The sequence below is a fragment of the Streptomyces sp. NPDC001270 genome (genome assembly GCF_042896695.1).
Taxonomy (GTDB): Bacteria; Actinomycetota; Actinomycetes; order Streptomycetales; family Streptomycetaceae; genus Streptomyces.
In genome coordinates this window covers 1-23,529 of sequence record NZ_JBIAXM010000062.1, presented here as the reverse complement: position 1 = coordinate 23,529, position 23,529 = coordinate 1, and the positions used below count along the sequence as shown (strand labels likewise).

The 23,529-nt window shown below is 69.1% G+C and carries 20 protein-coding genes and 1 pseudogene; 9 read left to right on the top strand and 12 right to left on the bottom strand.

Annotation, left to right across the window (positions count from 1 at the left end; genetic code table 11):
• Positions 1–89: 89 nt before the first annotated feature.
• Entirely contained in the window at positions 90–1,046 is a 957-nt protein-coding gene (locus ACFY2B_RS44325; RefSeq protein ID WP_390768739.1) for an SDR family NAD(P)-dependent oxidoreductase, read from the bottom strand.
• Between the two features lie 98 nt (positions 1,047–1,144).
• Entirely contained in the window at positions 1,145–1,963 is an 819-nt protein-coding gene (locus ACFY2B_RS44320; protein WP_390768738.1) for an SDR family NAD(P)-dependent oxidoreductase, read from the bottom strand.
• Positions 1,964–2,089: 126 nt separating this feature from the next.
• Here ACFY2B_RS44320 and ACFY2B_RS44315 point away from each other — a divergent pair, with 126 nt between their 5' ends.
• Positions 2,090–2,674: a TetR/AcrR family transcriptional regulator gene (locus tag ACFY2B_RS44315; RefSeq protein ID WP_390768737.1), complete on the top strand. Its 585-nt coding sequence runs from the start codon at positions 2,090–2,092 to the stop codon at positions 2,672–2,674.
• A 546-nt stretch (positions 2,675–3,220) separates the two neighbouring features.
• On the opposite strand, the gene ACFY2B_RS44310 is transcribed toward ACFY2B_RS44315, so the two are convergent.
• Positions 3,221–3,664 (bottom strand): hypothetical protein, encoded by a 444-nt coding sequence (locus tag ACFY2B_RS44310; protein WP_390768736.1) that lies wholly within the window; start codon positions 3,662–3,664, stop codon positions 3,221–3,223.
• 473 nt (positions 3,665–4,137) lie between these two features.
• Between ACFY2B_RS44310 and ACFY2B_RS44305 the strand changes: the two genes are divergently transcribed.
• A complete protein-coding gene (locus ACFY2B_RS44305; protein ID WP_390768735.1) occupies positions 4,138–5,529 on the top strand; it encodes an IS1380 family transposase in 1,392 nt (463 codons plus the stop codon).
• Positions 5,530–5,770: 241 nt separating this feature from the next.
• Here ACFY2B_RS44305 and ACFY2B_RS44300 read toward each other — a convergent pair whose 3' ends face one another.
• Positions 5,771–6,073 carry a hypothetical protein gene (locus ACFY2B_RS44300; protein WP_390768734.1) on the bottom strand — a complete coding sequence of 101 codons (303 nt, stop codon included), beginning with the start codon at positions 6,071–6,073 and terminating at the stop codon, positions 5,771–5,773.
• On the opposite strand from ACFY2B_RS44300, the pseudogene ACFY2B_RS44295 reads away from it, so the two are divergent.
• The 6 genes and pseudogenes from ACFY2B_RS44295 to ACFY2B_RS44270 all read left to right on the top strand — a co-directional run bounded on the left by ACFY2B_RS44295 (position 6,072) and on the right by ACFY2B_RS44270 (position 9,912).
• Positions 6,072–7,284, top strand: a pseudogene (locus ACFY2B_RS44295) (IS3 family transposase). The gene ACFY2B_RS44300 and the pseudogene ACFY2B_RS44295 sit on opposite strands and share 2 nt — an antisense overlap.
• A gap of 84 nt (positions 7,285–7,368) precedes the next feature.
• A complete protein-coding gene (locus tag ACFY2B_RS44290) occupies positions 7,369–8,064 on the top strand; it encodes a DUF5753 domain-containing protein (RefSeq protein WP_390768733.1) in 696 nt (231 codons plus the stop codon).
• A gap of 75 nt (positions 8,065–8,139) precedes the next feature.
• Complete coding sequence (locus ACFY2B_RS44285; protein ID WP_390768732.1) at positions 8,140–8,361, top strand: DUF397 domain-containing protein; 222 nt, start codon at positions 8,140–8,142, stop codon at positions 8,359–8,361.
• A gap of 341 nt (positions 8,362–8,702) precedes the next feature.
• A complete protein-coding gene (locus ACFY2B_RS44280; protein WP_390768731.1) occupies positions 8,703–9,143 on the top strand; it encodes a hypothetical protein in 441 nt (146 codons plus the stop codon).
• The gene (locus ACFY2B_RS44275) at positions 9,131–9,577 is read left to right on the top strand and encodes a hypothetical protein (RefSeq protein WP_390768730.1); all 447 of its coding nucleotides are present in this window, start codon (positions 9,131–9,133) and stop codon (positions 9,575–9,577) included. The genes ACFY2B_RS44280 and ACFY2B_RS44275 overlap by 13 nt, the downstream gene beginning before the upstream one ends.
• Before the next feature lie 5 nt (positions 9,578–9,582).
• Complete coding sequence (locus ACFY2B_RS44270) at positions 9,583–9,912, top strand: hypothetical protein (protein ID WP_390768729.1); 330 nt, start codon at positions 9,583–9,585, stop codon at positions 9,910–9,912.
• A 234-nt stretch (positions 9,913–10,146) separates the two neighbouring features.
• Here ACFY2B_RS44270 and ACFY2B_RS44265 read toward each other — a convergent pair whose 3' ends face one another.
• From ACFY2B_RS44265 to ACFY2B_RS44250, 4 genes are all read right to left on the bottom strand, one after another.
• A complete protein-coding gene (locus tag ACFY2B_RS44265) occupies positions 10,147–11,373 on the bottom strand; it encodes an IS110 family transposase (protein ID WP_390768728.1) in 1,227 nt (408 codons plus the stop codon).
• A gap of 1,119 nt (positions 11,374–12,492) precedes the next feature.
• Positions 12,493–13,326: a hypothetical protein gene (locus ACFY2B_RS44260; protein WP_390768727.1), complete on the bottom strand. Its 834-nt coding sequence runs from the start codon at positions 13,324–13,326 to the stop codon at positions 12,493–12,495.
• Positions 13,327–13,448: 122 nt separating this feature from the next.
• Positions 13,449–14,426, bottom strand: coding sequence for a TniB family NTP-binding protein (locus ACFY2B_RS44255; RefSeq protein ID WP_390768740.1), 978 nt, complete (start codon positions 14,424–14,426; stop codon positions 13,449–13,451).
• A 125-nt stretch (positions 14,427–14,551) separates the two neighbouring features.
• Positions 14,552–14,728 carry a hypothetical protein gene (locus tag ACFY2B_RS44250; protein WP_390768726.1) on the bottom strand — a complete coding sequence of 59 codons (177 nt, stop codon included), beginning with the start codon at positions 14,726–14,728 and terminating at the stop codon, positions 14,552–14,554.
• A gap of 269 nt (positions 14,729–14,997) precedes the next feature.
• On the opposite strand from ACFY2B_RS44250, the gene ACFY2B_RS44245 reads away from it, so the two are divergent.
• Positions 14,998–15,795 (top strand): hypothetical protein, encoded by a 798-nt coding sequence (locus ACFY2B_RS44245; RefSeq protein WP_390768725.1) that lies wholly within the window; start codon positions 14,998–15,000, stop codon positions 15,793–15,795.
• 1,033 nt (positions 15,796–16,828) lie between these two features.
• Here the strand turns inward: ACFY2B_RS44245 and ACFY2B_RS44240 are convergent.
• The 4 genes from ACFY2B_RS44240 to ACFY2B_RS44225 form a co-directional block, all read right to left on the bottom strand.
• A complete protein-coding gene (locus ACFY2B_RS44240) occupies positions 16,829–17,593 on the bottom strand; it encodes a TnsA-like heteromeric transposase endonuclease subunit (RefSeq protein ID WP_390768724.1) in 765 nt (254 codons plus the stop codon).
• A gap of 304 nt (positions 17,594–17,897) precedes the next feature.
• Positions 17,898–19,319 carry a DNA-binding protein gene (locus ACFY2B_RS44235; RefSeq protein WP_390768723.1) on the bottom strand — a complete coding sequence of 474 codons (1,422 nt, stop codon included), beginning with the start codon at positions 19,317–19,319 and terminating at the stop codon, positions 17,898–17,900.
• A 359-nt stretch (positions 19,320–19,678) separates the two neighbouring features.
• Positions 19,679–22,360 (bottom strand): Helicase associated domain protein, encoded by a 2,682-nt coding sequence (locus ACFY2B_RS44230; RefSeq protein ID WP_390768722.1) that lies wholly within the window; start codon positions 22,358–22,360, stop codon positions 19,679–19,681.
• Between the two features lie 34 nt (positions 22,361–22,394).
• Entirely contained in the window at positions 22,395–22,862 is a 468-nt protein-coding gene (locus ACFY2B_RS44225) for a hypothetical protein (protein ID WP_390768721.1), read from the bottom strand.
• Positions 22,863–23,529 lie beyond the last annotated feature (667 nt).

Genomic DNA, 23,529 nt, shown 5'->3' with positions numbered 1-23,529 from the left:
CCGTTGCGAGGGTGTCCAGGTCTTTCGTCACACATCGACAATGGGCGCCCTCGCGCCATGCCCGCAGGCGAACCCTTGGACTCATTCATCTAGCGGATGAATGCCTCGGATACGGTCCACAGGTGTGTCGCGTTGTCCTGGTCGAGGGCGTACGGCGCGACGCCTGTGACGGCACCGGCTCGCTCGGCGACCGGCTCGGACTGCGCACAGTCCTCGAAATAACGGCCGGTGATGCCCTCCACTGTCGGTGAGGCGGCCAATAGCACCGAGGTTGCGGCGCCCTGCTCCACGGTCTTCTGCGGTGGCAGTGCGAGTTCGCCCGCGGCGATGAAGTCGGCCACCTGCTGCATGTCCATGTGCCGGGCCAGGGACGTGTCCGCGATGTTGCCCGGCATCAGCGCGTTGGCGGTGATGCCGTCGTCGGCCCATCGCTCGGCGGCACCGACGGCGAACAGGACGTTGGCGGTCTTCGACTGCCCGTAGGAGGTCCAGGGGTCGTAGGGGCGGAAGCGGTAGTCCAGGTCGTCGAAGACGACCGGTGAGAAGAGGTGACCGATCGAACTCACCGAGACGGTCCGTGCCCCGTCCGCCGCTGCGAGTGCCGGGTGGAGGCCGACGGCGAGGGCGAAGTGGCCCAGGTGGTTGACGCCGAACTGCGTTTCCCGGCCGTCAGGCGTGCGGATGAGTTCCGGCGGGGCCATCACTCCGGCATTGTTGACCAGGATGTGCAACGGGCCGTGCCAGGCGGCCACGAACGCCGCGACTGTCGACCGGTCGGCCAGGTCGAGCCGCCCCACGGTCAACTGTCCTGATTCGGGCGGAAGTTCCGCCTCCAGGCGCGCCACCGTGCGGGCACCCGCCTCGGTGTTCCGCACGGCCAGGGTGACATCGGCGCCCGCCGCGGCGAGTGCCCGGGCCGTCTCCACCCCGATTCCGGAACTGGCTCCGGTCACCACGGCCCGGCGGCCGTGCAGGTCGACGCCGTCGATGACCTCGGCGGCGGTTGCGCTTGCCCCGAACATGTGGGGCGTCTGGGGTACGGACATGAGGTGAGGCTCCTGACTTGAGTGACTTGAGAAAACCCAGGGCCGGCCACTCGTTCAACGTGGCCGAGCGCGGCGCGGGCGCTGCACGGCGGGGCCGGTCAGCCCTGCGCGATCCGGGAGACGTGCTGCCAGTCGGCCCAGGTCTGAAGGCGCTGGTCGTAGAGGGGTTCGATGACCTCGATGGGTTCCGTACCGAACAGCACCCGCAGCGGCGGGTTCTCGGCATCGACGATGTGCAGCAGAGCGGCGCCGGCGTCGGCGGGGGCGGCGTAGCGGGCATCGCCGAAACGGGCCGCGAGGGCCTTGCGGACCTGGTCGTAGGCTGGGTTGGGGTCGGCCTGAGCAGCGGAGGAGCCGCCCCAGTCGGTGCTGAAGCCGCCCGGCTCGACGATGGTGACCTTGATCCCGGCTCCGACGACTTCCTGGGCGAGAGACTCGCTGAAGCCCTCGAGCGCCCACTTGGAGGCGTGGTAGGCGCCCAGCGACGGGAACGCGGCGACGCCGCCGACGGACGATATCTGCACGATGTGGCCGCTGCCCTGCCTGCGCAGGATCGGCAGCACCGCCTGACTGACCCAGAACGCGCCAAAGAGGTTCGTCTCCATCTGGCCGCGCAGCTGCTGCTCAGTGATCTCCTCGACCATGCCGAACAGTCCGAAGCCGGCGTTGTTGACGACGACGTCGAGGCGGCCGAACTTCTCGTGCGCGGCGGATACTGCGGCGGTGACGGCCGACTTGTCGGTGACGTCCAGCGCCAGCGGCAGGACCGCGTCGTCGCCGTACTTGGAGACCAGATCGCCCAGTGCGGCCACGTCCCTGGCGGTTGCGGCGACCTTGTCGCCACGCTCCAGCGCCGACTCGGCGAACGCGCGACCGAGGCCGCGAGACGTACCGGTGATGAACCAGACCTTGCTCATGACTCAAGACTCCTTTGGGGTCGGCCTTCCGGAACTGACCTCCGGGGGCTGGCTCCACCGTAACCGGAAAATTTAGATGCGTCCAAATATGAACTCATCCATAATTGGAAACGTATAATGACGCGCATGGCAGGAACCATGAATCTGCGGGAGCGCAAGAAGCTGGCGACCTGGCGCGCCATCCGGTCGGCCGCCCTGCGGCTCTTCGACGAGGAGGGCTACGAGGCCACGACCGTCGAGCAGATAGCAGCAGCGGCGAACATCTCGCGCGCCACCTTCTTCAACTACTTCGCCAGCAAGGAGGCCGTCGTCTTCGATCAGGACCCCGAGGAGCGAAGCGATTGGCAGGCGTTGATGAAGGGGCGACCCGCCGACGAGCCGCTCTGGGACTCGCTCACCGCGATCCTGACGGGGTTCTGCGAGAGCCTGCGTGAGCGTATGCCGCTCCAGCGTGCACTCAAGGCGCAGTCGCCGACCCTCGCCCAGTCGGGCCAGAGCTTCGGCGAGCAGTTCTTCACTGATCTGCGCGACTGGGCGGCAGGCCGCAACAGCGAGTTTGACGAGCTGACCGTGACCTTGCGGCTGAACCTCGCAGTGGCCGCCACCTTCACCGCCTATCAGACCTGGCCCGCCGACGAGTCCTTCGACGACTTCCAGCGGCGCCTCGAACGCTGCCTCAGCGAGGCGGGACCCGCCTGTCCCCCCGGCTGACTGCATCCACTGTGCTGCCGCTGCCCGGCGGACGGCCGACCGATCATGCTGTCAGTCGGCCGACGAAGTGCCCGTGGTTCGGGTGAAATGCGTACGTGCCGTTCACCGATCGCTCTCCTTCGCGAAGAAGACCGCGGCTGCGGGCGACGGCCCGCAGCGACGCCCGATTCTGCTCGAAGGCGTGCAAGGCCGCGGAGCGTCGGTGGCGTGCCCACTTCCGGGAGGCCGTCGATATCGGGATCGCGTTCCTGCGGGGCCTGGAGGAGGACCTCGTCGTGCGGTGCCCCAGAGTGCGGCACCCGCTTCGCCCTCGGGCACGGACATAGGCGCGATGCGGTCTACTGCGGGCACGCATGCCGACAGGCCGCGTAATCGGGCCCGGCGGCGGGCGGAGCGGGTACGTGAAGGCGCCACGGGGTGCCGGTAAGAACGCTGTCACCGATCCTGCTGGCTTATTCGATCTGTGTGAGCAGTTGAGGTGCAGAAAGTGCCGCTGAGATTGATCTTGTCGAAGTTCGGCTGGTCGATCGCGAACTGTCAGATGGGTCAGCGTTTGATGCGTCCGCGGATGGCGAGGGCAGCGAGGGCGAGGAGGGTGGGTTCGAGGAGGCGAGAGGTCATCTCGATGTAGGTGCCGGGGGTGGTGAGGTTTTGGCCGGAAGAACGGAAGATCACCGAGTTCACAGCAACGCGGACCGCCTTCTCTGCGCGGGCCCATGTCATGCGCTTTGACCATCCGCCGTCCAGGGCGGGGTCGGGGGTGCTGGTGTTGAGGCTGATCTTGCTGCCCTTGAGTGTTCCAGTTGTGGCGGGGTCAGGGTCATGGATGGGCAGGCCGAAGCCTATGAGGAGCAGCACGGTCAGCGACATCGTGGCAAGCAGCCAGGTGAAGGCGCGGGAGGCACGCAGTCCGTAGCCGGACAGTAGCCAGTAGGCCCACAGCAGGCGGCCTTCACTCTTCGGGGTGCCGGTGTGATCGTGGCGGCGCATCTCGCATTCTCCGTAGTAGAAGTCGGCGGCGCCGGGTTCGTTCTTGCCGTCCTCGAAGGCTTTGCGGAGCTGCCGATAGAGGACGGCAATGTTCTCGGGGGCTGGGGTGAGGGGGCCGGGGTGGTGGGAGCCGGGACGCCACAGGCGGAGCGAGAGGGGCTGGCCTGAGGGCGGTTCGGGCTGATCGGCCCTCTGTGCGCGCCAGTGGTGTTCCTCGGCCAGGGTGCGTCGGCGGGTTCACCGTGTCAGGCGCAACCCGCGGCGGTGCCAGCCGGTGGGCGTGGACGCGAAGGTGATGCGGCCTTCCAGACGGAGTTGGCCCCGGTTATTCAGTGGAATTGGGTGAGCTGACGCACTGACAGCAGAAAGGTGCCGCTGACCTGCGAGGATGCGAGTGTCTAGGTCGTATCCGGTGCAGGAGTCAGGACACCTTTCTGGTGAGCGAGCGTACAGGGTGGGATCGTGGGCTGTCCGTGGCAGCCGACGGAAAGGGGCTGGTCGGGCATGCGGGGGCGGTGCTGCTGCGCCGGCTGGCGGACCGGGTGGGGCTGACGCGAGGGCTGGCTGGGGTGCTTCCCTCCAGCACGAGTGCCGGGTGGCGGGAGCGGGCCGGGGTGCTCGTCCAGCTGGCCGTCGCGATGGTGTTCGGGGCGCGGAGCCTGCTGGAGGCCGAGCAGCTTCAGCTTCACCACCAGGGCCTGTTCGGTCTTGCGGGCTCGGACTCGACGATGCGCCGCCTGCTGGCTGGAATGGACGACAAGGCCCTGATGAAGATCGCGAAGGTGCGGCGGCGGGTGCGTCGGCATGTGTGGATGCTGCTCCACCTGCGGCCAGGCGGCTTCCCGTGGCTGACGGTCGCCGGACGGAGGCTGACGGGCTGGATCGTCGTCGACCTGGACGCCACGGTCATCACGAGCGCGTCCAGGAAAGAAGGGGCCGCGGCCACGTTCAAGGGCACGTTCGGCTTCCACCCGCTGGGCGGCTGGCTGTCGAACACCGGCGAGAGCCTCGCGATGGAACTGCGGGCGGGCAACGCGGGGGCGAACACCGTGGACGACCACGTCCGCGTCCTTGCCGCCGCGCTGGATCAGATACCGCACTCTTCCCAGTCCAAGATCCTTGTCCGTGTCGACGGCGCGGGCGCTACCCACGGCCTGCTTCAACACCTGGAGGCGCTGAACACGAAGCGGCGCACAGTCCGTTACACAGTCGGCTGGAAGATCACGCCCGAGGACGAGGCGGCGATCGCGAGACTCCCTGAAGGCGCCTGGGAGACCTCGCTGAAGCAGGACGGCGATCTCCAAGCGGGCTACCAGGTTGCGGAGTTGACCGGGCTGAACACGCGCGACGGCTGGCCGGCAGGCATGCGGCTGATCGTCCGCCGCGTGCGCCCCTCCCGGCGGCACATGAAGAAGCTGACCAACTTCGAGCAGAAGACCGGCTGGCGCTACTCGATCACCGCCACGAACATCCGACACATGTGGGGCATCGCCGGCTCCCACCAGATCCAGTTCCCCGACGCCCTGCACCGCGACCACGCCGAGGTCGAAGACCGCGTCCGCACCAACAAGGCCATGGGCCTGGCGAACCTGCCCTCACAATCGTGGCAGATCAACACGGGCTGGATGCTCGCCGCGAACCTCGCAGCCGATCTCGACGCCTGGCTGCGGCTGCTCACCCTGCACGACCAGGATGACCTCGAAGACGCCGAACCGGACACGATGCGCCTACGCCTCTACCACCTTCCGGCCCGCCTGGCCCGCCACGCCCGCCGCCGCATCCTGCGCATCGAGCGGACCTGGCCCTGGGCGGCAGCATTCACCACCAGTTGGAACAGGCTCACGCAGCTTCCGCCCGCCACCTGACGGCCGACTCACGCCCCGACGAGGACCAGGAAGGAGGAGAACCCGCAGCCCCCGGGCCCGTGGAACCCGGCGCACCCCGCAGCGTCACGCGACGGCCCGTCCTCCAACAGCAGAGGACATTACGGGCGAACCATCGAACCCATCAGCGACCGAAACCCGCTGACGAATCGAGGTTGGCGCAACAGGGCATCGAGCGGCTGGCTCGTATCCATTCGTCGGCACAGCGTCTTCACCTTGCGCGTCACGGCCTTGACGGACTTGCGCGACGGATAGGTATAGACGTGCCTCGTTTTCGGTGGCGTTGGATGCGCCAGCCGAGAAAATCAAGGCCCTGGTCGATATGGGTGATCAAGGTTTTCTCCTGCGACAGGCGCAGGCCCATCGTGGACAAGACCCCTGCGTTTTCCTTCTGTAGGGCTTCGGCGTCGGTCTTGGTTCCGTGCACCATCAGGCACCAGTCGTCAGCGAACTGAGCTGTACTGAGTTTTGTGGAGTTCCTGATGCCAGGGTTACGGTCCTGGCGAAGGAGACCCACCAGCACCATGGCAGCACCCCGCAAATATCCCGACGAGTTCCGCGAGCGCGCGATCCGTGAGGTCCGCGTCACCGGCCGCCCCATCGCGCACGTTGCGAAGGACCTGGGCATCCGCAAGGAGGCCCTGCGCGGCTGGGTCCGCCAGGCCGGGGCCGGCCGCGGCGAGCGTGACGACCGGCTGACCACCGCCGAGCAGGACGGGCTCAGACAACTCCGCAAAGAGGTAGCGGAGTTGAGGCGGGCGAACGAGATCCTCAAAGCCGCCTCGGTGTTTTTCGCCCAGGAGATCGGCCGTCCCCGGACGAGGCCGAGCAGGTGATCGACCACCTGCGCGACATGGGCCTCGGGGTCGGTCTCCCCCAGAGGGGGCACCCCCAGTCTGCCGGGTTCTGGACCTGTCGCCGTCGACGTACTTCGCCCGCAAGAGGCGGCCGAAGTCGGCTCGCCGGCTCCGTGACGAGGTACTGATGCCGCTGATCGAGGAGGCTCACGTCACCTCGGGCGGCACGTATGGGGCCCGTCGGATCACCCGCGCGCTTCGGCGCAAGGGCCACGAGGTGGCCCGCTGCACCGTCGAGCGCCTGATGGCCGGGCTGGGCCTGAAGGGCGTCATCCGTGGCCGGCGGCGGCGCGCCACGGTTCCCGAACCGTCGGCGCCCCGTCCGCCGGACCTGGTCGACCGTGACTTCACCGCGAGCCGGCCCGACCAACTGTAGGTCGCCGACATGACGTATGTCCGTACCTGGTCCGGCTGGGCATACGTGGCGTTCGTCCTGGACGTGTACTCCCGGATGACCGTCGGCTGGCAGGTCGCGAACCGCATGCGGACCGAACTCCCGCTGGACGCACTGGAGACGGCGCTGCGGAGACGGAGGATCAGGAAGGACTCCGGCCTCATTCACCACAGCGACCGCGGGTCGCAATACGTATCAATTCGGTTTACCGGCCGGCTCGCCGGCATCGGCGCCTCAGCCTCCGTCGGTTCGGTCGCGGACAGCTATGACAACGCGATGGCGGAGGCCCTGAACGGCACCTTCAAGGCCGAGCTGATCGAGATGCAGGGCCCCTGGAAAGACGTCGACCAGGCCGAACGGGCCATCTTCCAATGGAACGCCTGGTACAACGAAGAGCGCCTCCACTCCGCTCTCGACTACGTGCCGCCTGCCGAGTACGAGGCAACCTTCTGGCGGGGCGACGAGCAAGCGCCTCAGTCCGCCTGAAGCAAGATCACCGGACTCTACGAAACTCGGGGCAGCTCACTCCGCAAGGATGCGGGGATTACGTCGGAGGACGTCGCAGCCGCCATGGGGTGGAAGGCCCCCAAGGTGTCCAAGATCGAGAATGTCCGGCAAGGAATCCAGCCGGCCGAGGTCAGGGAACTGCTCAAGGTGTTCGGCCTCAAGGAGGACGAACCGGCCGACGCCGAGGTGTTCACCGTGTTGGAGAACCTCGCCCGCGACGCTCGCAAGAAGCCCGGCTGGTGGCAGACCTACAGCGGCGTCGTCTCGCCCGCCTACGCGGACTACATCTCCTTGGAGGAGGACGCCCAGCGGATCTGCGAGTGGACGTCCCTCGTGGTTCCCGGCCTGCTGCAGACCACCACATACGCGCGGGAAACGATCGCCGGGACGACCAGCTCCCGCACGACCGAGGAGATCACCGCCCTCGCGGAAGTACGCCAGGCCCGCCAGGCCGTCCTCACCCGCCCCGGCCACCCCCTTGAGCTGTGGGCGATCATCCACGAGGCGGCCCTCACGACACGTTTCGAGATCCGGCCGGCCACCATGCGGGAACAGCTGCGCAAGCTCCTCGACGCCGCCGAGCTGCCGAATGTGACCATCCAGCTCATGTCCTCGGACTCCACCGTCCACCCCGGCATCCTCGGCGGCTTCAGCCTGGTCAGCTTCCCCGGCCCTACCCCAGATGTCGTGCTGTTGGAGAACCTCAGCGGAGCTACCTATGTTGAGGGCGACGGCACAGCCCTTCGCCGATGCGGCTGAACGCATCCGTGCCGCGGCCGTGTCGGTGGAGGACTCACTCGCACGAATCGCACAGCTGGAAGAGGGGCACCGGAAGTGAACCAAGCCAAGGCAGAGTTGTACGAACACGACCTCTCCGCCACCCGCTGGCGCAAGGCCAAGGCCAGCGGGCCCGAACACAACTGCGTCGAGATCACCGACCTCCCCGGGGGCGGTGTCGCCGTACGCGACTCGAAGAACCCGCACCTGGAACCGCTGCGCTACACCGCCACCGAGTGGCGCCTGTTCCGTGAGGCCATGATGAGCGGAGAACTCTGATCAGATCAGTGCTGTAGGTTCCCCGTGAACGAGGCCACTTCCCGGCGATGAGGGCCACTCGGAGGCCAGTTGGCCGCGAGTGAACCACGTCGGGAGGCACGCGTAATCAACTTCGGCCCGACCTTCACCCGTAGGGGTGGCGGTCGGGCTGCGTGCTGTACGCGGCCCTCCTTGGCTTCGCGCTCCAGTCTGCCCGCGCAGTGAGGATCCCTGCACCCCAGGCCGCAACGAGATTCACGACAGATACGCCCTCAAACGGGTGATTGGTCGTTTCTTGGCTCATGGCCACTCATTCGGATGGGCAGCCTGGTGTGATCAGCAACTCACCCTGGAGGGGCCCAGTGAGAAGAACTATCGCCCTCATCGCGGCTCTCGCCGCTCTCGGACTGGCTGCCGTCCCATCTGCCGCAGACTCCCAGGCGTCGTGGGACACCCGCGAAAAGTGCGTGCAGAAGGACTGGGACGGTCGTCGCATCCCCACGCGTATCGGCAACTCGGAGCTGGGCTGGATCCATTTCTCCCGGCCGCACAACATCACATCGTGCAGGCTCATCAACGCCGCCCTCGACGGCAAGCCGGACAAGAAGTCCGACCAGCAGCGCAACCTCGAGTACTGGGGCTCGGCCATCAACAACGGGCGTCAGGTCGACTTCGTGGTCAAGGTGCGCTACGCCAAAGTGACCGACGACGGCGAGTACACCGCCCCCGGAAGAAAGGGGAAGATCGGGGTCATCACCGCCTACTGCAGAGGGGTTCGGAAGTGCCCGTCATGGGTCAACTAGCAGCCATCCCGCCGGAGGTACTGGCACGCACACAGCGGGCCCTCGCGGCTGCGCTATGGCACTACACGACCACTCCGGTGGCCAAGCCGTACTACGTGCGCGGATGCATCCCGGATCTGAACGAGCCGAGAGTGACCGTCGCCCTGTGGACCGGTCCCGCGGCGCGCGAGAAGAGGAACCTCTTCCTGTCCCTCCCCCTGGTCTCCGGCGGCGTGCCCGTCTCGGCGACGCAGGTCACCTTGGGGCTGCTGCGGCTGGGCCGGGGAACCCATATGTTCGGCTTCACGGGCCGTTGGTTCGACGGCAAGCGCGTCCTCAACGGGAGCGCGCTCCTTGAAGGCGTGGCGGCGTCTTGGCCGCCCGGTGAGGGCGTAGAACAACACGGACCGAGGGGCTTCTACTTCGAGCGGCCGGGGCAGCTGAAGCAGTACTGACCCTCATGCCCGGTTTTCCTCGCTGCCCGCCAGTGGTGCGGAAGCAGGCGCGCCGGCATCTCCAGGTGGAGGTCCCGCCGGTGCGGTGCTTCACCCCGTCGGCGACGGGCGGCACTGTCACGTCCCCGCAGACGATCGTGCGCCGCACACTGTCCGGCCTGCTCCTCGCGCGCCCGTACCCGGGGGAGCTGCCTGCCGAGTTGGCGCCGTGGCACTGCTACGTCAAGGACAGTGGGCACTGCCTCCTGGTGGTGCTCGACCCCGTCGAGGAGGGCTACAAGCCTTCCGCGGGAGGCCCGGCCCGGTCGAAGAGGTGTGCGTGCCGGTGCCCGTGAAGGCCGTTCTACGGGCGGGATGGCGGATCGGTGAAGGGGGCCCTATCTGTTTCGTCAATCTCGGCAGGGTTGGTTCATGGGGGTTGGTCATGTTTTTTGGGGAGCGTCCCGCGAAGCGGGTTGTTCCCGGTGGATCGGGTGCCTGATGGGCGTGCCGGTGGCCGGCAGGGCTGTCTGGCCGTGCCGGTGTGCGGGTGTGATGGGGCCTGGGGGGTAGGAGCGGTGGAGCAGTCGTCAGGCGGCGAGGCCGATGTCGTTGGGGGTGCGTGGTTCGTAGAGGGCTCCGGTGCGGATCATCGCGTGGATGACGTTCACACGCTGGCGGGCCAGGCGGAGGATGGCCTGGGTGTGGGTCTTGCCGCGTGCGCGCTGGCGGTCGTAGTAGGTTCGGGAGGAGGGGTCGGACTTGCGGCCGATCGCGGCGAATGCGGCCTGGAACAGGGCGCGTTTGAGGAGCCGGTTGCCGCGGTGGGGTGCGTGCTCGCCTCGGGTGGAGGTTCCCGAGGACTTTGTAGCCGGGGCGAGTCCGGCGTAGGAGGCGAGGTGTCCGGCGGTGGGGAAGGTGGTGCCGTCGCCGATCGCGACGATCACGGCTGCTGTGGTCCTGACGCCCAGGCCGGGCAGGGACGTCAGGAGGTGGAAAAGAGGGAGGGCCTCCAGCAGGGCGGCGATCTCCTGCTCGGCCTGGTGTCGTTGGGTGTGGGCGGCGGCGAGCTGGGCGGCGAGCCCGGGCACGATCAGCGCGCTGGCTTCGGTGCCTGGAACCACAAGAGTCTGTTCGGCGAGGGCGTCGAAGATCTCGGCGGTGAGGTGGTGGGCCGCCTTGCGCGAGCCGTGGGCCCTGAGCAGGGCCTCGCAGCGGGCACGGCCGAGTTTCTTCAGCCTGGCCGGGGAACCGTGCCGCTGGAGGAGAACCTGGATGTAGGGGTAGGCCGGCCGCGGGCGGAGGACGCGTTCGAGGGAGGGGTGGATCTGGGAGAGGAGGCCGCGCGGCCGGTTGGTGGTGCGGTTGATTTCGCCGGCCAGGTCGTTGTCGTAGCCGGTGAGCATGGTCAGCTCGGCGAGAGCCTCGTCGTCGCGGTCGATCGCGCGCAGGGTGTGCGGCACGGTGCGGGCGGTGTCGGCGATCACGAATGCGTCGCGGGCGTCGGTCCTGGCCTCGCCGGGGTAGAGGTCGGCGGCGCGGCGCATCGACAGTCCGGGCAGGTAGGCGATCCGGCAGCCGGATGCCAGGGCGGCGGCGATCGGCAGGGCGCCGATGTTGGCGACCTGGTGGACGACGACCAGTACTGTGCCGAATTTCGCGGCCAGCTTCTCGAACAGCTCCCGCAGCTGCGGCTCGGTGTTGGGCAGCCGCCTGTCGTGGACGGTCTTGCCCTGCCCGGTCAGACCGTGAGCGTGGTGAAACTCCTTGCCCAGGTCAAGGCCGAGGAACAGATCTGTGTCGACGGTGTCGACCATGCTCGCGTGCCCCTTCGACGTGCACTCGTGCCCGATCCTGGCCGTCCCTGCGGCACCATACGCCGGCAACCACGTTACGCAGACATTCCGTCCCTGAAGCGGTCCGGCGTCGCGCCGGGCCGGGCGGTCGTCAGGCCCCTCATCAGCGGTCAAGCGGTGCCCCGAGACCCGGCGGCAACACCCCCAGGTCATCCCTTCGACAGGGGGCAGACAGCCATACCGGGCCCGGAGGCCAGGCGCCCCATTGCGGGGCCACGAGAAAGGTAACGGGTACGTTCACACGGCCGTGTGCTACGACTTGGAGCTCGGGGTGGTCACGGATCCGGAGGACGAAGAGTTCTGACCGGGCACGGGTTCCGTCCCGGCGAGGGCGGGAGTCATTGCAGCATCTGCAACGTCGACGTGCTGGCCGACTGCCCCTCCCGCACGGTGTCCTCGACGGCCCGGCCAGCAACCGGCATGTTGAGGCGCAACCAACATGGGATGGCACGGCTGGGCCACAGTGGCCGAGGCGGCCTGGAACGTCATGACCGGTCCTGCTGAAGGAGCTGGACGCGGTCTAGAACGACCTGCCCATTCTCGGTGAGTCGGCGCCAGAACGTTCCCTCGGACTCGTGAACGGCGCGGGTCGCTTCGACGGGGTCCTCGGTGGTCAGGATGGGAGACCAGTCGTCAGGTCCGGGGGAGCCACGCAGGGTCCCGTCGACCTGATATATGGCCATGGCCGGTGTCTCACTTCTCGTCGGTGCGGACGATGTCCAGGACGGCGTCAGCGATCTCGCGGGCGACGGAGTCCGGGATCTGCCCGCTGTAGATTGAGCGCAGCTTGTCGACGGCCGCCTTGTGGGCGCGCCGGCGGTGTGATGGAGCGCTAGATCTGCGGTAGTTGGGTTGTTGTGTCCTGGTGTTTTGTATGTGTGGTGGGGATTTGAGGGTGGGGCGGGGTGGTTGTCGGTGGTGGTCTGGGGGTGTTGTGTTGGGTGTTCGGTTTGGTTGTTCGGGGTGTTGACCAGGGATTTCGCAGGTGTGTGGGATTGATCTTGTGGGTGTTGTAGATGGAATGGCCCGTCTGTGGGTAGCCGTGGGGCGTGGTCGTGCGTGGGGCCTGGTCTGGGCTGGTCAGTGGCGTGATCGTGTGATGTAGGTGTGGAGCGGGTCGTTGAGGGCGGGGGAGAACCGGGGGAGGCCGAGCCTGCGGCCGAGTATGCCGAGGAGATCGCTGGTGTGGTGTGGCGGGTATCGGTGGGGGAGTGTGGCCAGGGTGCGGGCGAGGGTGACGGCCTCTGGATAGATCACCAGGTCACGGGCTACCAGGACTGCTGAGGCAGTTCCCGCACGGTCCAGGTGGGGGTTGACCGTGACGAGTTGGTTCAGGCGATGGTGCCACCGGTCGGTCAGGTGTTGGTGGTGGTCGTACCAGCGGGTGGTGATCGCGCGTGCTGTCATCCAGGCGCTCGCACCGCGGGGATGCCGCTCCAGGCGCTGGTGCGCGTGGTGGGCGGCGGTGAGTTCAACGACCGTGCCGGTGTGCACGGGTGTGTCGAGTCGGGGGTCGGGGGCGGCTTGCTGGTGGCGGATGCAGACCAGCCGGTGCCACGGCCGCGTGACCCGTGCAGTATTGGTGGCGCCGTGGCTGTGGTGGAGAACGCACGTGGTGCAGGCGGCTACGGCTTGATGCTGGCGCTCAACGGGCCTCCAGCGCGCGGTGGGCGGGCCGGTACCTGTCGCGCCGTCCTGGACCAGGCCGGGCAGTGCGGGTGCGAGGGCGTTTGGCCGGATGCGGGCGGCATCAGCCACTCGGCCCGCGGCGGCGGGGGACAGGACCAGTGCGGCGGTGGGCGAGGTGCCGTGACCGTGGAGCGTGATGCCGGCGCCGTCGAGGAGTTGGGGCAGCGTCAGCCGGTAAGTGTAGGCGAGGCGTTGAAGGTAGGAGGCGGTCGCTTCGAACGGCACCGGCCGTACCCGGAGCGCGCCCGGTGCCGCAGGCGCAATCCGCGCCCAGGTCCCGGCGGCGGGTGCGCCGCCTCGCGCGGCGTCGGGCGCGGCTGCCCAAGCAGCCGCGAGGACTGTCTGGTTCACCGGGTGCTGGTCTTGGGACGCGTGCGGGGCCGGTAGTGCTGTTCGGCGAGGTGGTCGAGACGGACAGCGTCGAGGGTGGTTTTGGTGATGCGTTCGGTGCCGTCGGTCAGGGCGGTGATGGCCGCCTGTTTGATGAGCCGGGCGAGGGATCCGATCCGTCCTGCGGTGCGCGTGTGCAGGTACGGCGCCAGCCGCACCAGGCTTCCGGGGCGGTGATAACGCAGGTCGAGGGCGTTCTCCATCGAGCGGATCAGGTCCTTGAACGGTTCGTGTTCGCCGTGTCGTGCGGGGAACGGGTCGCAGTCGATGAGGCTGGCGCGTGCGGCGAGCTGTGCCCCGCGCACCCCGGTGAACAGCGGTGTGGCTGTGACGTCGATGCCTGCGTAGACGAAGGTCGCGCTGATGCGTTCGGTGAGGTCTTTGAGGAGGTCGGCGCTCTGGGCGCCGGTGGTGGTGCGGGGGTTGAGCCGGTGGATCTCGTCGATCAGCACCAGCCGCACACCGGCTGTGGTGTAGGTGTGGCAGACGCTGTTGACGATCTGGGCCTGGGACATGCGGCTGGCCACGGGGATGCCGAGGTAGCGGGCGAATTCGAGGGCGAGGGTCTTCGCGCTGGCGGCGGGCGGGACGAGCACGTAGGCGACCGGGACCTGCCCGGCCGCGGCTGTGTTGCCCTGGCGCCGGGTGTGGGCGAGGTGGCAGGTGCGGCCGATCTGGAGCAGCGCGGTGGTTTTTCCGGCGCCGGCGGGGCCGGTGACGATCAGGGACGGGCGTGCGGTGACCTGCTGGTGGCGGCCGAGGATCATCAGGGTGCGCACCTGTTTGGCGAGCGTGTCGATCGCGGGCGTGCGTACCGTGACGAACCGCGAGTGGTAGGCCAGACGTTCGGCAAGGCTGCGCGGGAGTGCCCCTGGCGCGGGAGGTGCGGTCACGGGTGTGGTGGCGAAGTGGGCGAACCCGTCCCACACCGTCACCGCCCCCGGCCGCGCCTGCCCGTCGCCGCCCAGAACATCCTCGCCGCTCACCGAGGACCCTGCCGGTTGAGGTACCGCTGGATCTGCACCGCCCATCGCTGCGTCTTTCGTGCATGGCAGCCCGCTCACCACTGCTCGGCCTCCGCTTCGGCGTCCCACAGCCCGTATCCGCCGGCACCGGATCCGGCCGGTGAAGCGCCTGCGTCCGCTTCCTCTTCCTCTGGCTCGCCCGTGTCGGTCCCGGCCGTCGCACGGGCGGCGGCGAGGTCGTCCAGGCTCTCGTCCCACTCCCAGTTGGGCACCGGCCCGCCCTGCGCTGCCCTTTCGCCTTCTGCCGGCCCTCCGCGCCGCCCTGTGCGGCACGTGGCGCGGTTTCAGGCGCTCCGGTCTGGCTGTCATCAGAGCCAGCGGGCTGGCGTGGCCCCGGCAGGCCGCTGGCGAGGCCCTGGAGTACGGCCGCGCTGCCGGGTGTGGTGATGGGGCTCTTGCGGCCCCTTCGTTTCGGTGCGGCCTTGGCCACGCCACGGGTGCGTCGGAGGAGCTGGTCGAGGGCGTCGGCGAGGTCGGCTTCGTGCTGTTCACGTTCCCCGCGCTGGGCGACTTCGCCGCGGATGTGGCGCCAGATCTGGTCGTTGAAGGGCTGGTGGATGTGGTCGCGGTGGATCCACGGGATCTCGTGGAGCTGCCCGTCGCTGAGGCGGGCCCAGATCTGGCGGGCGTCGTGGGGGTTGTGGTGGACTTCCCACTTGCCGTCCTTGGCCAGGGCATCGGAGCGCCGGCCACGGCAAGGGTCAAGAACGGGGTGGTCGTAGGTGCGGTAGTCGATGCGGATGCCGCGTTCGGTGATGGGTTGCCAGCGCACCGGGAGCAGTTCCAGGTAGTCGGTTCCGGTCAGCGGCACGGGTACGTACCCGCACACGGCGATCAGCGCGGCCCACATCTGGTTCGGCGTGAGGGACGTCTTCGGCAGCACCGGGTGGCGCAGTCCGTCGTGGGGCCGGTTCTGCCAGTACACGATCCACTCGTCGAGGAAGTCCTGCAGCTGCGGGATCGTCCAGCACGCCTCCGCCTCAGCGTTCTTGCCCCGCAGCAGGGGGTTGGATCCGGTGTGGCCGGCGACGTGCTGGCAGAGCAGGTCGTTGATCGAGGAGAAGGTCCGTTCCACCACGCCCTTGGCCTGTGGCCGCCGTGGTGGAGCGGGCTGCACGCTCACGCCGAGGGTCTCGCACGCGGCGACGAAGCTCTCGGAGATGTAGATCTTCCCGCGGTCGACGACGATCGTCTCCGGCACGATCACCGGACGGGCCGCTGCGCCCTGAAGGCGTTCGTCCAGGGACAGCATCCGCTCGTAGGGCACCTCGGCTCGTGACAGATGCAGTGCAGCGGGCCAGGAGGGCCGTGCCGGATGCGGGACGGCCATCTGTGCCAGCAGCAGGGCCGCGTCCGCGGCCTTGGTGCCGTGCGGTTGCAGTACCGCGGCCAGGATCGAGCGAGTGGCCACGTCGACGGCGATACTGAGCTCAGGCCGCCCCAGACTCCCGTCCTCCAGGACGGCCATGATGTCCAGTCGGGTGGTGTCGATCTGCACCTGCTCACCGGGCCGCATCACCACCGGTGCCAACGATCCCCGCACCGGCGCCGTAGCGGTCCGCGGAGCACGCCCGGGCCGATCGGCCGGATCAGCCAGCACGCTCACCAGCCGGTAGAACGATGACCGTGACGGCATCTCCACCGCCCCGCGCCCGTGCGTCTCTTCGAGGATCTGCCCGACCAGCACCTGCAGCCCTTTCACCGTCCCTTTCGACCGGCCGCGCTGCCGGCGCAAGCCCTCCAGCACTGCGGCCACGACCCGCTCGTCGGCGTAACCCGTCGGACGACGGCCACGCGCCGGCACCGCCCGTTTGTCAACGAGTCCCCACAGCCCCTGCTTGCGATACACGAGCCGCATCCGCTGCACCGTCGTCGGCGTCACCGGCCCAAAGCCGAGCGTTGTCATCTCTCGCGCTTTGACAGCCTCCCGCTGCGCCAGCGTCCGCCGCTCGGGGTCGTACTCCTCGCGCATCGTCTGCCCCTCACGGCTGCCCTGAGGATGCGGCCACCCCGTTTCCACCTCCCGAACGTGAGGCAGCCACGCCAATGCACGTTGCTGCGCCGCCTGCGGCAGCGTCTCGAACAACCCCACTGCAGCACCGCACCCGCTGCCCGCGCGCCCACCACCTCAAAGCCCGGATCAGCGAACAACCGGCCCAACAGCAGCGACATGTCCGCGCCGTCCTCACCCAGCAGACAGACCCGCTGCCCCTGCAACGCAGCGACTTGAAGCGTCTGCCCCTGGTAGACGACGTGCGCCCCGACCTCCACCGCCGGACGCCGCCCGGTCTCCTTGCGGCCGCCCACGGCGCTCACCTCATTCCCAGCATGTCGATCCCTGCTCCCCGTCCGAGCTCTGGGCCACCGCCTGCGGGCACGCGGACCAGTGATCCGCCGTGCAGCTGCTGATCGAGTCCCGTCACCAACTGCCCCGACCACAACGCGTGATAGACGACAGGCAAAACCTGCAACGGATCACCCACCGACGCCGCTCCACCGAACAGCGGCCGCGGCACGGCGAACGCCTCCACCAATGCGGCCTGCAGCCCGGACGACCCCCGATACCGGGGGTGGCGGTAGCCGGCCAGCCACCGTAGGTTCGCCGCCGCCACCGCGCAGGGCGGCTCCAGCCGCCGGTACGCCCAGCCCACCCGCGCACACGCCGCTTCCAGTACCGCCCCGGCCCGCTGGGCTCTGGCCCCACCCGCACCCGGTACGGACGGGCAGTCGGCGAGCAGGCCGGTGCCGTCGGCGTTCCGGGCGAACAACTGCGGAACCCACGAACGCACCCGACTGTCCGCTTCGTCCCGCCACACGAGCCGTACAGGCCGCCCCGCCAGGCCGGTCACCGCCGGGTCCCGGTCCAGCAGCATCAGCTGGGTGCGCATCGTGGCTGACCCGTGCACCACATGCCGGCCGGTGGTCGCCGACCACCACCAGCCCGGCCCCCACCGACGGCCGGGCACCACCGGAAACGCCGACACCGGGGCCAGTTCCTCGAACGGCACCGTTGTGACCGCCTGCTCCCACGGCAGCTGTGTCACCTGCCCGGCAAGACTGCTGAAAGCAACCTCCACGCCCGGACCGTCCCCTTCCCCGGCAGCGTGTCGAGCACGACACGTGGACTTCGCGTCCTCCCGCCGGACAGCCAAGGGCGTAGCGGCCATGCAGACCCAGTGAACGCAGCCCGTCCCACTCAAAAAGGTGATTCTCAGCGCAGTTGCGGACCGCGCGTTCCCGCTCCCCATAGTCCGTACCCGCCCCGCGTCACGCGGCAGGACGAGACGCGCCCGTTGCTGTCGTGAGCCGACCGAGGCTGCCCCAGGGGGACAACTTGCAGTGCCGTCCCTTACCGGGCCGGACTCACAGCGCATCGAATGGTCAACGCACCGGACCGGGGCGGTATCCGTACCGGTCTTCCAGGTCGTCGCGGTGGTCGTCGATGTCCTGCTGGAGGACTTCAACCGCGGTGTGGGTCCAGGTGGCGAGGTGGTTGAGGGGGACGCCTGCGCTCCGGGCGGCGCTGGCGATGGCGGTGACGGCGTGGTCGAGGGTGTCGATGCTCTGGCTGAGGGTGTCGAGCAGGTGCCGGGTGGCAGCGGCGAGGGATGCGGTGTCGTGGAGGTCGAGTGTCGCCAGGAGCTCGGTGGCCTCGCGGACCTTGTCGTTGATCCAGACGCATTCCGGCCGGGGTACGCAGGCCCGCCAGGTGATGGTGCCGTCGGCACGCTGGGCCAGCGTCCGCAACTGCGCCGCGACAGACGCGGGCTGGTCCTCGCGCGGGAGCCACCAGGGGTCCAGGCCCCGGTCACCGCGTTGTCCGATGTCGCGGCGCTGGCGCACGATCGTTCCCCACCACCTGCCAAGGACGCTGCTGTCGGGGACAGCGCCGACGTGGGCGAGCCAGGGGCGTCCGAGCCTGCGTCCCAGTTCCCGGCCGAACTCCCCGTCGGGCGGGAAAGGCCGGATGCGCTCGGCGCCGCTGTCGCGCCACACCATCTCCACCACGACCGGGTCGAGCAGGACCTCGGCCAGGGCGACGGCCTCGGGGAAGACCGCTGGCTCGCGGGCCACCGCCCGCCACCACCAGAACCGCGGTCCGGCATCCCCGCCCGCCAGTTGATGCAGCCGCGCGGGCCAGACCCGCTCTTCCTCCCATTCCAGGGCCATGTCCCACCACTGGCACACCACCGCCTGGGCGACCGCGAACACCGCCCCCGGCGCCACCCCTGCAGCGGCGGCCCGGCGAGCCACTGCCGGCCACCGTTGCTGCGCCGAGGTGATGGCCGGGATCCTGGCCAGGTCGAGGTGTTCCAGGCCGTGCCCGTCGCCGGCACCCAAAGCCCAGCGCCGGTGGCGCTGGCACACCCGCTGCCATCCGTCGCGGTACCGCATGGCCACCACCTGCTGCCCAGTGCGCCGGGCCGTGCACAGCCGGCAGGCGAAGGCGACCGGGCGGTGCGCCATGGCTCCCAGCTGCCAGCAAGCTTGGGGCCGCCCGTCCCCGGAGGATTCGGTGAACGTCGCCGGTCCGGTGGTCCAGGCGGGCAGGGCGCGTTCCAGGCTGCGCGGGTCGGTGCGGCACATGGCTGCCAGGAGGTTCTGACCGGCGGAATCGAGCAGGACTTCGGCGTCGGGCCGTACGCCGCCGGTGCCGGGAGAGTGCGGGGGATGGTTTCTCCACTGCCATGACGCCCGCAGACCGGTGACCGGCATTCCGTACCGGGCGGCGATGCGGCCCATCAGCGACCAGGTGGTCTCCGCCGGGAGCGGAGCGATTTGTAGAGCGCCGGCCTGCGTCACGGTCCTGCCTTCCGCCCTCGGATGCTGTGCCGCTCTCCCAGATCACTGCTCATCGCAGGGCGCGGTGCCGGACCGCCTGACGTGCTGCCCTCCGCACCGACTTGCCGAAGCTGTCGTGAGACCCGGCCCAGTGCGATCGCCTGTCACCGCCGCAACTCCTCCCAGCCGCCCGGGCGCGTCGCACGGCGTACCGTCCGAGCTGAGGGAATCCTTCACGTACTGCGGCACCCGGCTGACGGATACCGACATACGAATGACAGCGGACATCGTCATCCGCTACACCACCCGCCCGGCTCGCGCCGTGCGGTCCCGTCGGCGCCGGTGTGGGAAGCGACCGAAGCGACCGGCCTGCGGTGGTGTCAGGCCCACTCAACTCCCAGTTCGGTGAGTGCGGCACGCTGCACGGCCGTGAGTTTGTCCCGCCTGGATCTGGTGTTGGAAACCCACACCCCAAGCCGGACCGCTACCGGCTCGGCTTCCCCGTCGACGGTGATCTGTTCGCTGTGGCCGCGCGGTACCGGCCGCTGGCCCTCCCGCTCGATCCACTGCGCCAGGGCCTGAATGCCTCGCTGGAAGGCATGCTGTGCCTTGCTCGGGCCCTTCCCGTCATCCTTGGCCGTCGGGGCGGGTGACGGCGCCGGGGCGGGTTGCACGCCCAGCTGGGACAGCCGTTCCTGTTGTTCGGTGGACAACTGCGCCCAAGAGCCCGCTTTCCGCTGCCGTTGGAGCCATTTGCCGATGTCGTCGCCCTCGAAGAGGACGCCGGGGGCGATGTCGGGCAGGTGGCCGTCGGCGTCGACGAGGTCGGTGAGGACGCGGTAGCACCTTTGCCAGTCGAGGGGCCAGGGGCAGTTCCAGTCCTTGTCGATCGCGGTGAGCTGCGCGGCACGCACCGCTGCTCGCTCCGGGTCCTTGCCCAGGCCGTTCTTCTGCCCCTTCCGCCGGAGGTTGGCCAGGTGCTGTCCGATGGGCACCATCGCCTCGCCCTCGCCCCAGACGGCGTCCTGCCGGGGTGCGAGGTGTCCGGTGGCTCGCCGGTAGGAGCGGAGTGCGGCGAGTTTGTTCTCCCATGCTTCGTCGCCGGGTTCCCACACCATCCCCGCGTCGTCGAGGAGTTCTTTGCGGTGGGGGTCGAGTTCGCCTGTGCGCTGGGCGCGGCGCTGCTGGTGGACCCACCGGCCCAGGGGGTAGTCCTTCGTCACGCCGACCTCGACCTCAACGTCGTAGGGGACGGCGTACAGGCCGGTGATCTCGTTCTCGGCACGCCAGCGGATGAGGGCCTGGTATCCCTCCAGCCAGACGAGGGATTCGGGCCGGATGACGCGGCAGCGGGTGAGGGCGGCGATGTCGGCGGCGTCGCGGGGGGAGGCGAAGTTGACCACGATGGAGGTGACCTGGTCGGCCTCTTGCTGCGCCTGGCCGGTCTCCGCGGCCTCGTCCCCGTTCTCCGGCCCGGCCCCGGCCCCGGCCCCGGCCGCCGGGGTGGGCCGGACGTGCATACGCTGGCGTTCGGTGCCGCGGGTCAGGGCGCGGGAGGCGAGCTGGTCGACCATGCGCTCCGAGTGCGAGCGCAGGGCCTGGAGGATGTCGACCAGGGGCTGGTAGCTGGCCGAGGCGACCATGTCCTTGGGGTCCTCCCCGGGCTGGAGGAAGACGGGGATGATGATCCGGGCGGTCTTGGTCGTGCCGTCGGGGTTGGGGCGCAGGGCGCGTCCGATGTTCTGGACGACGTCGACCTGGGAGCTGCGCGAGCCGACGATGCACACGGCCTCGACCCCGCGCAGGCCGGTGATGTCGACACCGACCCCGAGCGCCCGTACCGAAGAGAGGAACGCCCGGTGCACCCGCTGGCTTGCGGCGTTGATGCCGTTGGCGAACTGCCGGATGACCTCGCGTCGGTGGGCGATGGGGTGGTCCCCGCACAGCCAGTCCGCCCATACCCGGTCCGCAGGCACGTGACGGTCTTCCTCCAGCTCGTACAGCTCGGCGTTGATCGACGACGCGGGCAGCTCCTCCGCTCCGGCCAGCGCCGCCGCGGAGGCATCGGCGGCGTACAGCTCGGCGGCCGTGCGCGGCATCTGCTCGGCGAACGCCGCAGCTTCCTCCACCCGTTGGTGGAACACCATGGTGGTGTGCAGATTCTGCTGCGCCGCGTGCTCCAGCAGGGCGGCCTGGAGCAGGGCCATGCGCCGGCCACGCAGGGCGTCCTCGGACAGGCCCAGGATCGGGTCCGGGTCGCGGATCTCCAGCACGTCGATCTCGAACCCCGCGAGGATCGACCGTTCCACCGCCTCGGCCAGCCCAAGATCGAAAATCCTGGTGCCGTAGGTGGCGCTGTCGTCCTCCATCGACGCGATCACCACCTCCCGTCCGTCCCGGCCCCGTTGCGGCCGGGGCGCGGCGAGGATCCGCGGGGTGGCGGTGAGGTAGAGCCGGAAGTCGATGGGGATGCGGCTGTTGTCGTGGATCGCCGCCCACGGCCGGCCCATGTCCCCCGCGGTCATGTGCCCCTCGTCCAGAATGGCCAGGTCGAACGGAGCCATCCGCTGCCCGTACAGTCGCTCTCCGCCCGCCAGAGCCGATTCCAACGGCCCGGGGACAGTCTGGCGACCAGTGACGTCGGTGGGCTCCTCGCGGTCCACGAGAGAGGCGTACGTGGCGAACACGACTACCGGCCCGGTCCCGGCCCACAGGGCGAGCTGGATCGGGTTGGTGGTGGTGCGCACTCCGAGCTGCTCCAGGACCTCGTCCTTGTCCACCGAGCAGACCGCGACCATCGGCGCGCGGTGCCCGACCCGCCGCCAGGACTGGGCACTCTGCACGATCAGGTCCAGCGTGGGCACCATCACCAGAATCCGCCCGCCCGGGAAGTACTCCAGAGCGCACGCAGCGGTGGTGATCGTCTTACCGGACCCGGTCGCGGACACCCCCATGGCACGCGCCCCCTCCGAAGGAACAGACGATCTTGCAGGAAATCCAACCCAGCTACGAAAGCTCAACTTCTGGTCGACCTGGTGTTCCTTGAGTGGAACCAAAAACATTTCTAGCCCTCCCGACTCTTATCCCTGTGGCCTTTCAGAGGGCCGCATGCGGAGTGCAGGCCGCGCCCAGGTCGTTCCAGATCGACGCGTCCGCCTTGTGCCAGCCACCGGGCTTCCCGTCCTTGAACGGCGGCTTGTCGTCCGGGCCGTAGTGCCCGGCCTCGCGCGTGCAGACCACGACGTCCCCGTCGGCGTTCCGCGTCCGCGCTGTGCAGAGGACGCCGGCCTCGCCCAGCACCTCCAGCACCCGGCGGCGCGCCGTGGTGTGCGGATGGGTACGCGGCAGCACGGTCTCCCGGACGAACCTTTCCAGCCGCACCAGGTCGGCCCGCTCACGCTGCCTCACGTCCGCGATGCGTACGGCCAGTTCAGCGGCCCCGGCCGACCGGCCGCCGCGCTGGGACCAGTCCCGGTCCGCGATGCCCACCAGGGCCTCGCTCACGGCCGTCACGCCGCCATCCCAGCCGTCCGAGAACAGCGAGCCCCGAGAGGCCGGCGCCATCCCGTCCAGCTCCACCACCTCGCACTGCGCCCCGGCGACCGCCCGGCCTCCAGCGCGGCCACCAGGTCGTCCGCCTCGCTCGCGGGTACGCCGTGCGCCTCCAGGAGCGCGAACACCTTCAACCGAGCGTTGACACCCGCCGTCTGGTACTGCGTCACCCGGAGCAGAGAATCGCTGCTCAGCGCGGGATCGGGTCCGGTAGATTCGTGATGACCGGTCATCCGCGGTCGTTCCTCTCGGAATTCCGGGGAGGTTCCCTGATGGTTGGGGGGTGTCCTGTCGTTCCGCCAACAGTACATGTGCATCAGTTGAGATGATGCCGGTACACTGAAACCCGCCCCGATCGAGAGACCCCTCCCTCCTACTGCCAGCCTGGCCCGCGCCAGCGGGCCTTGACGGTCCTGGAGGCGGAGCCGGAAGGAGCGTCCGGCGGGGGAGCAGAGCGGACCCGCCTCCAGGATGGAGCGCAGCGGAAGCCTGGTCAGAGGCGAAGCCCCTGCGCTTCGGGAGCGCAGCGGACGGAGCGTCAATCCCTCGGCGAAGCCGAGGGATTGCGCGGGTGGCGAAGCCACCCGCCACCGTTCCCGCGGAGCGGGAACGCAACCCCCGCGCGCAGCGCGGGGGTTCGCTTGCACATCGCGCAGCGATGTGGTACCCGCTCCGCGGG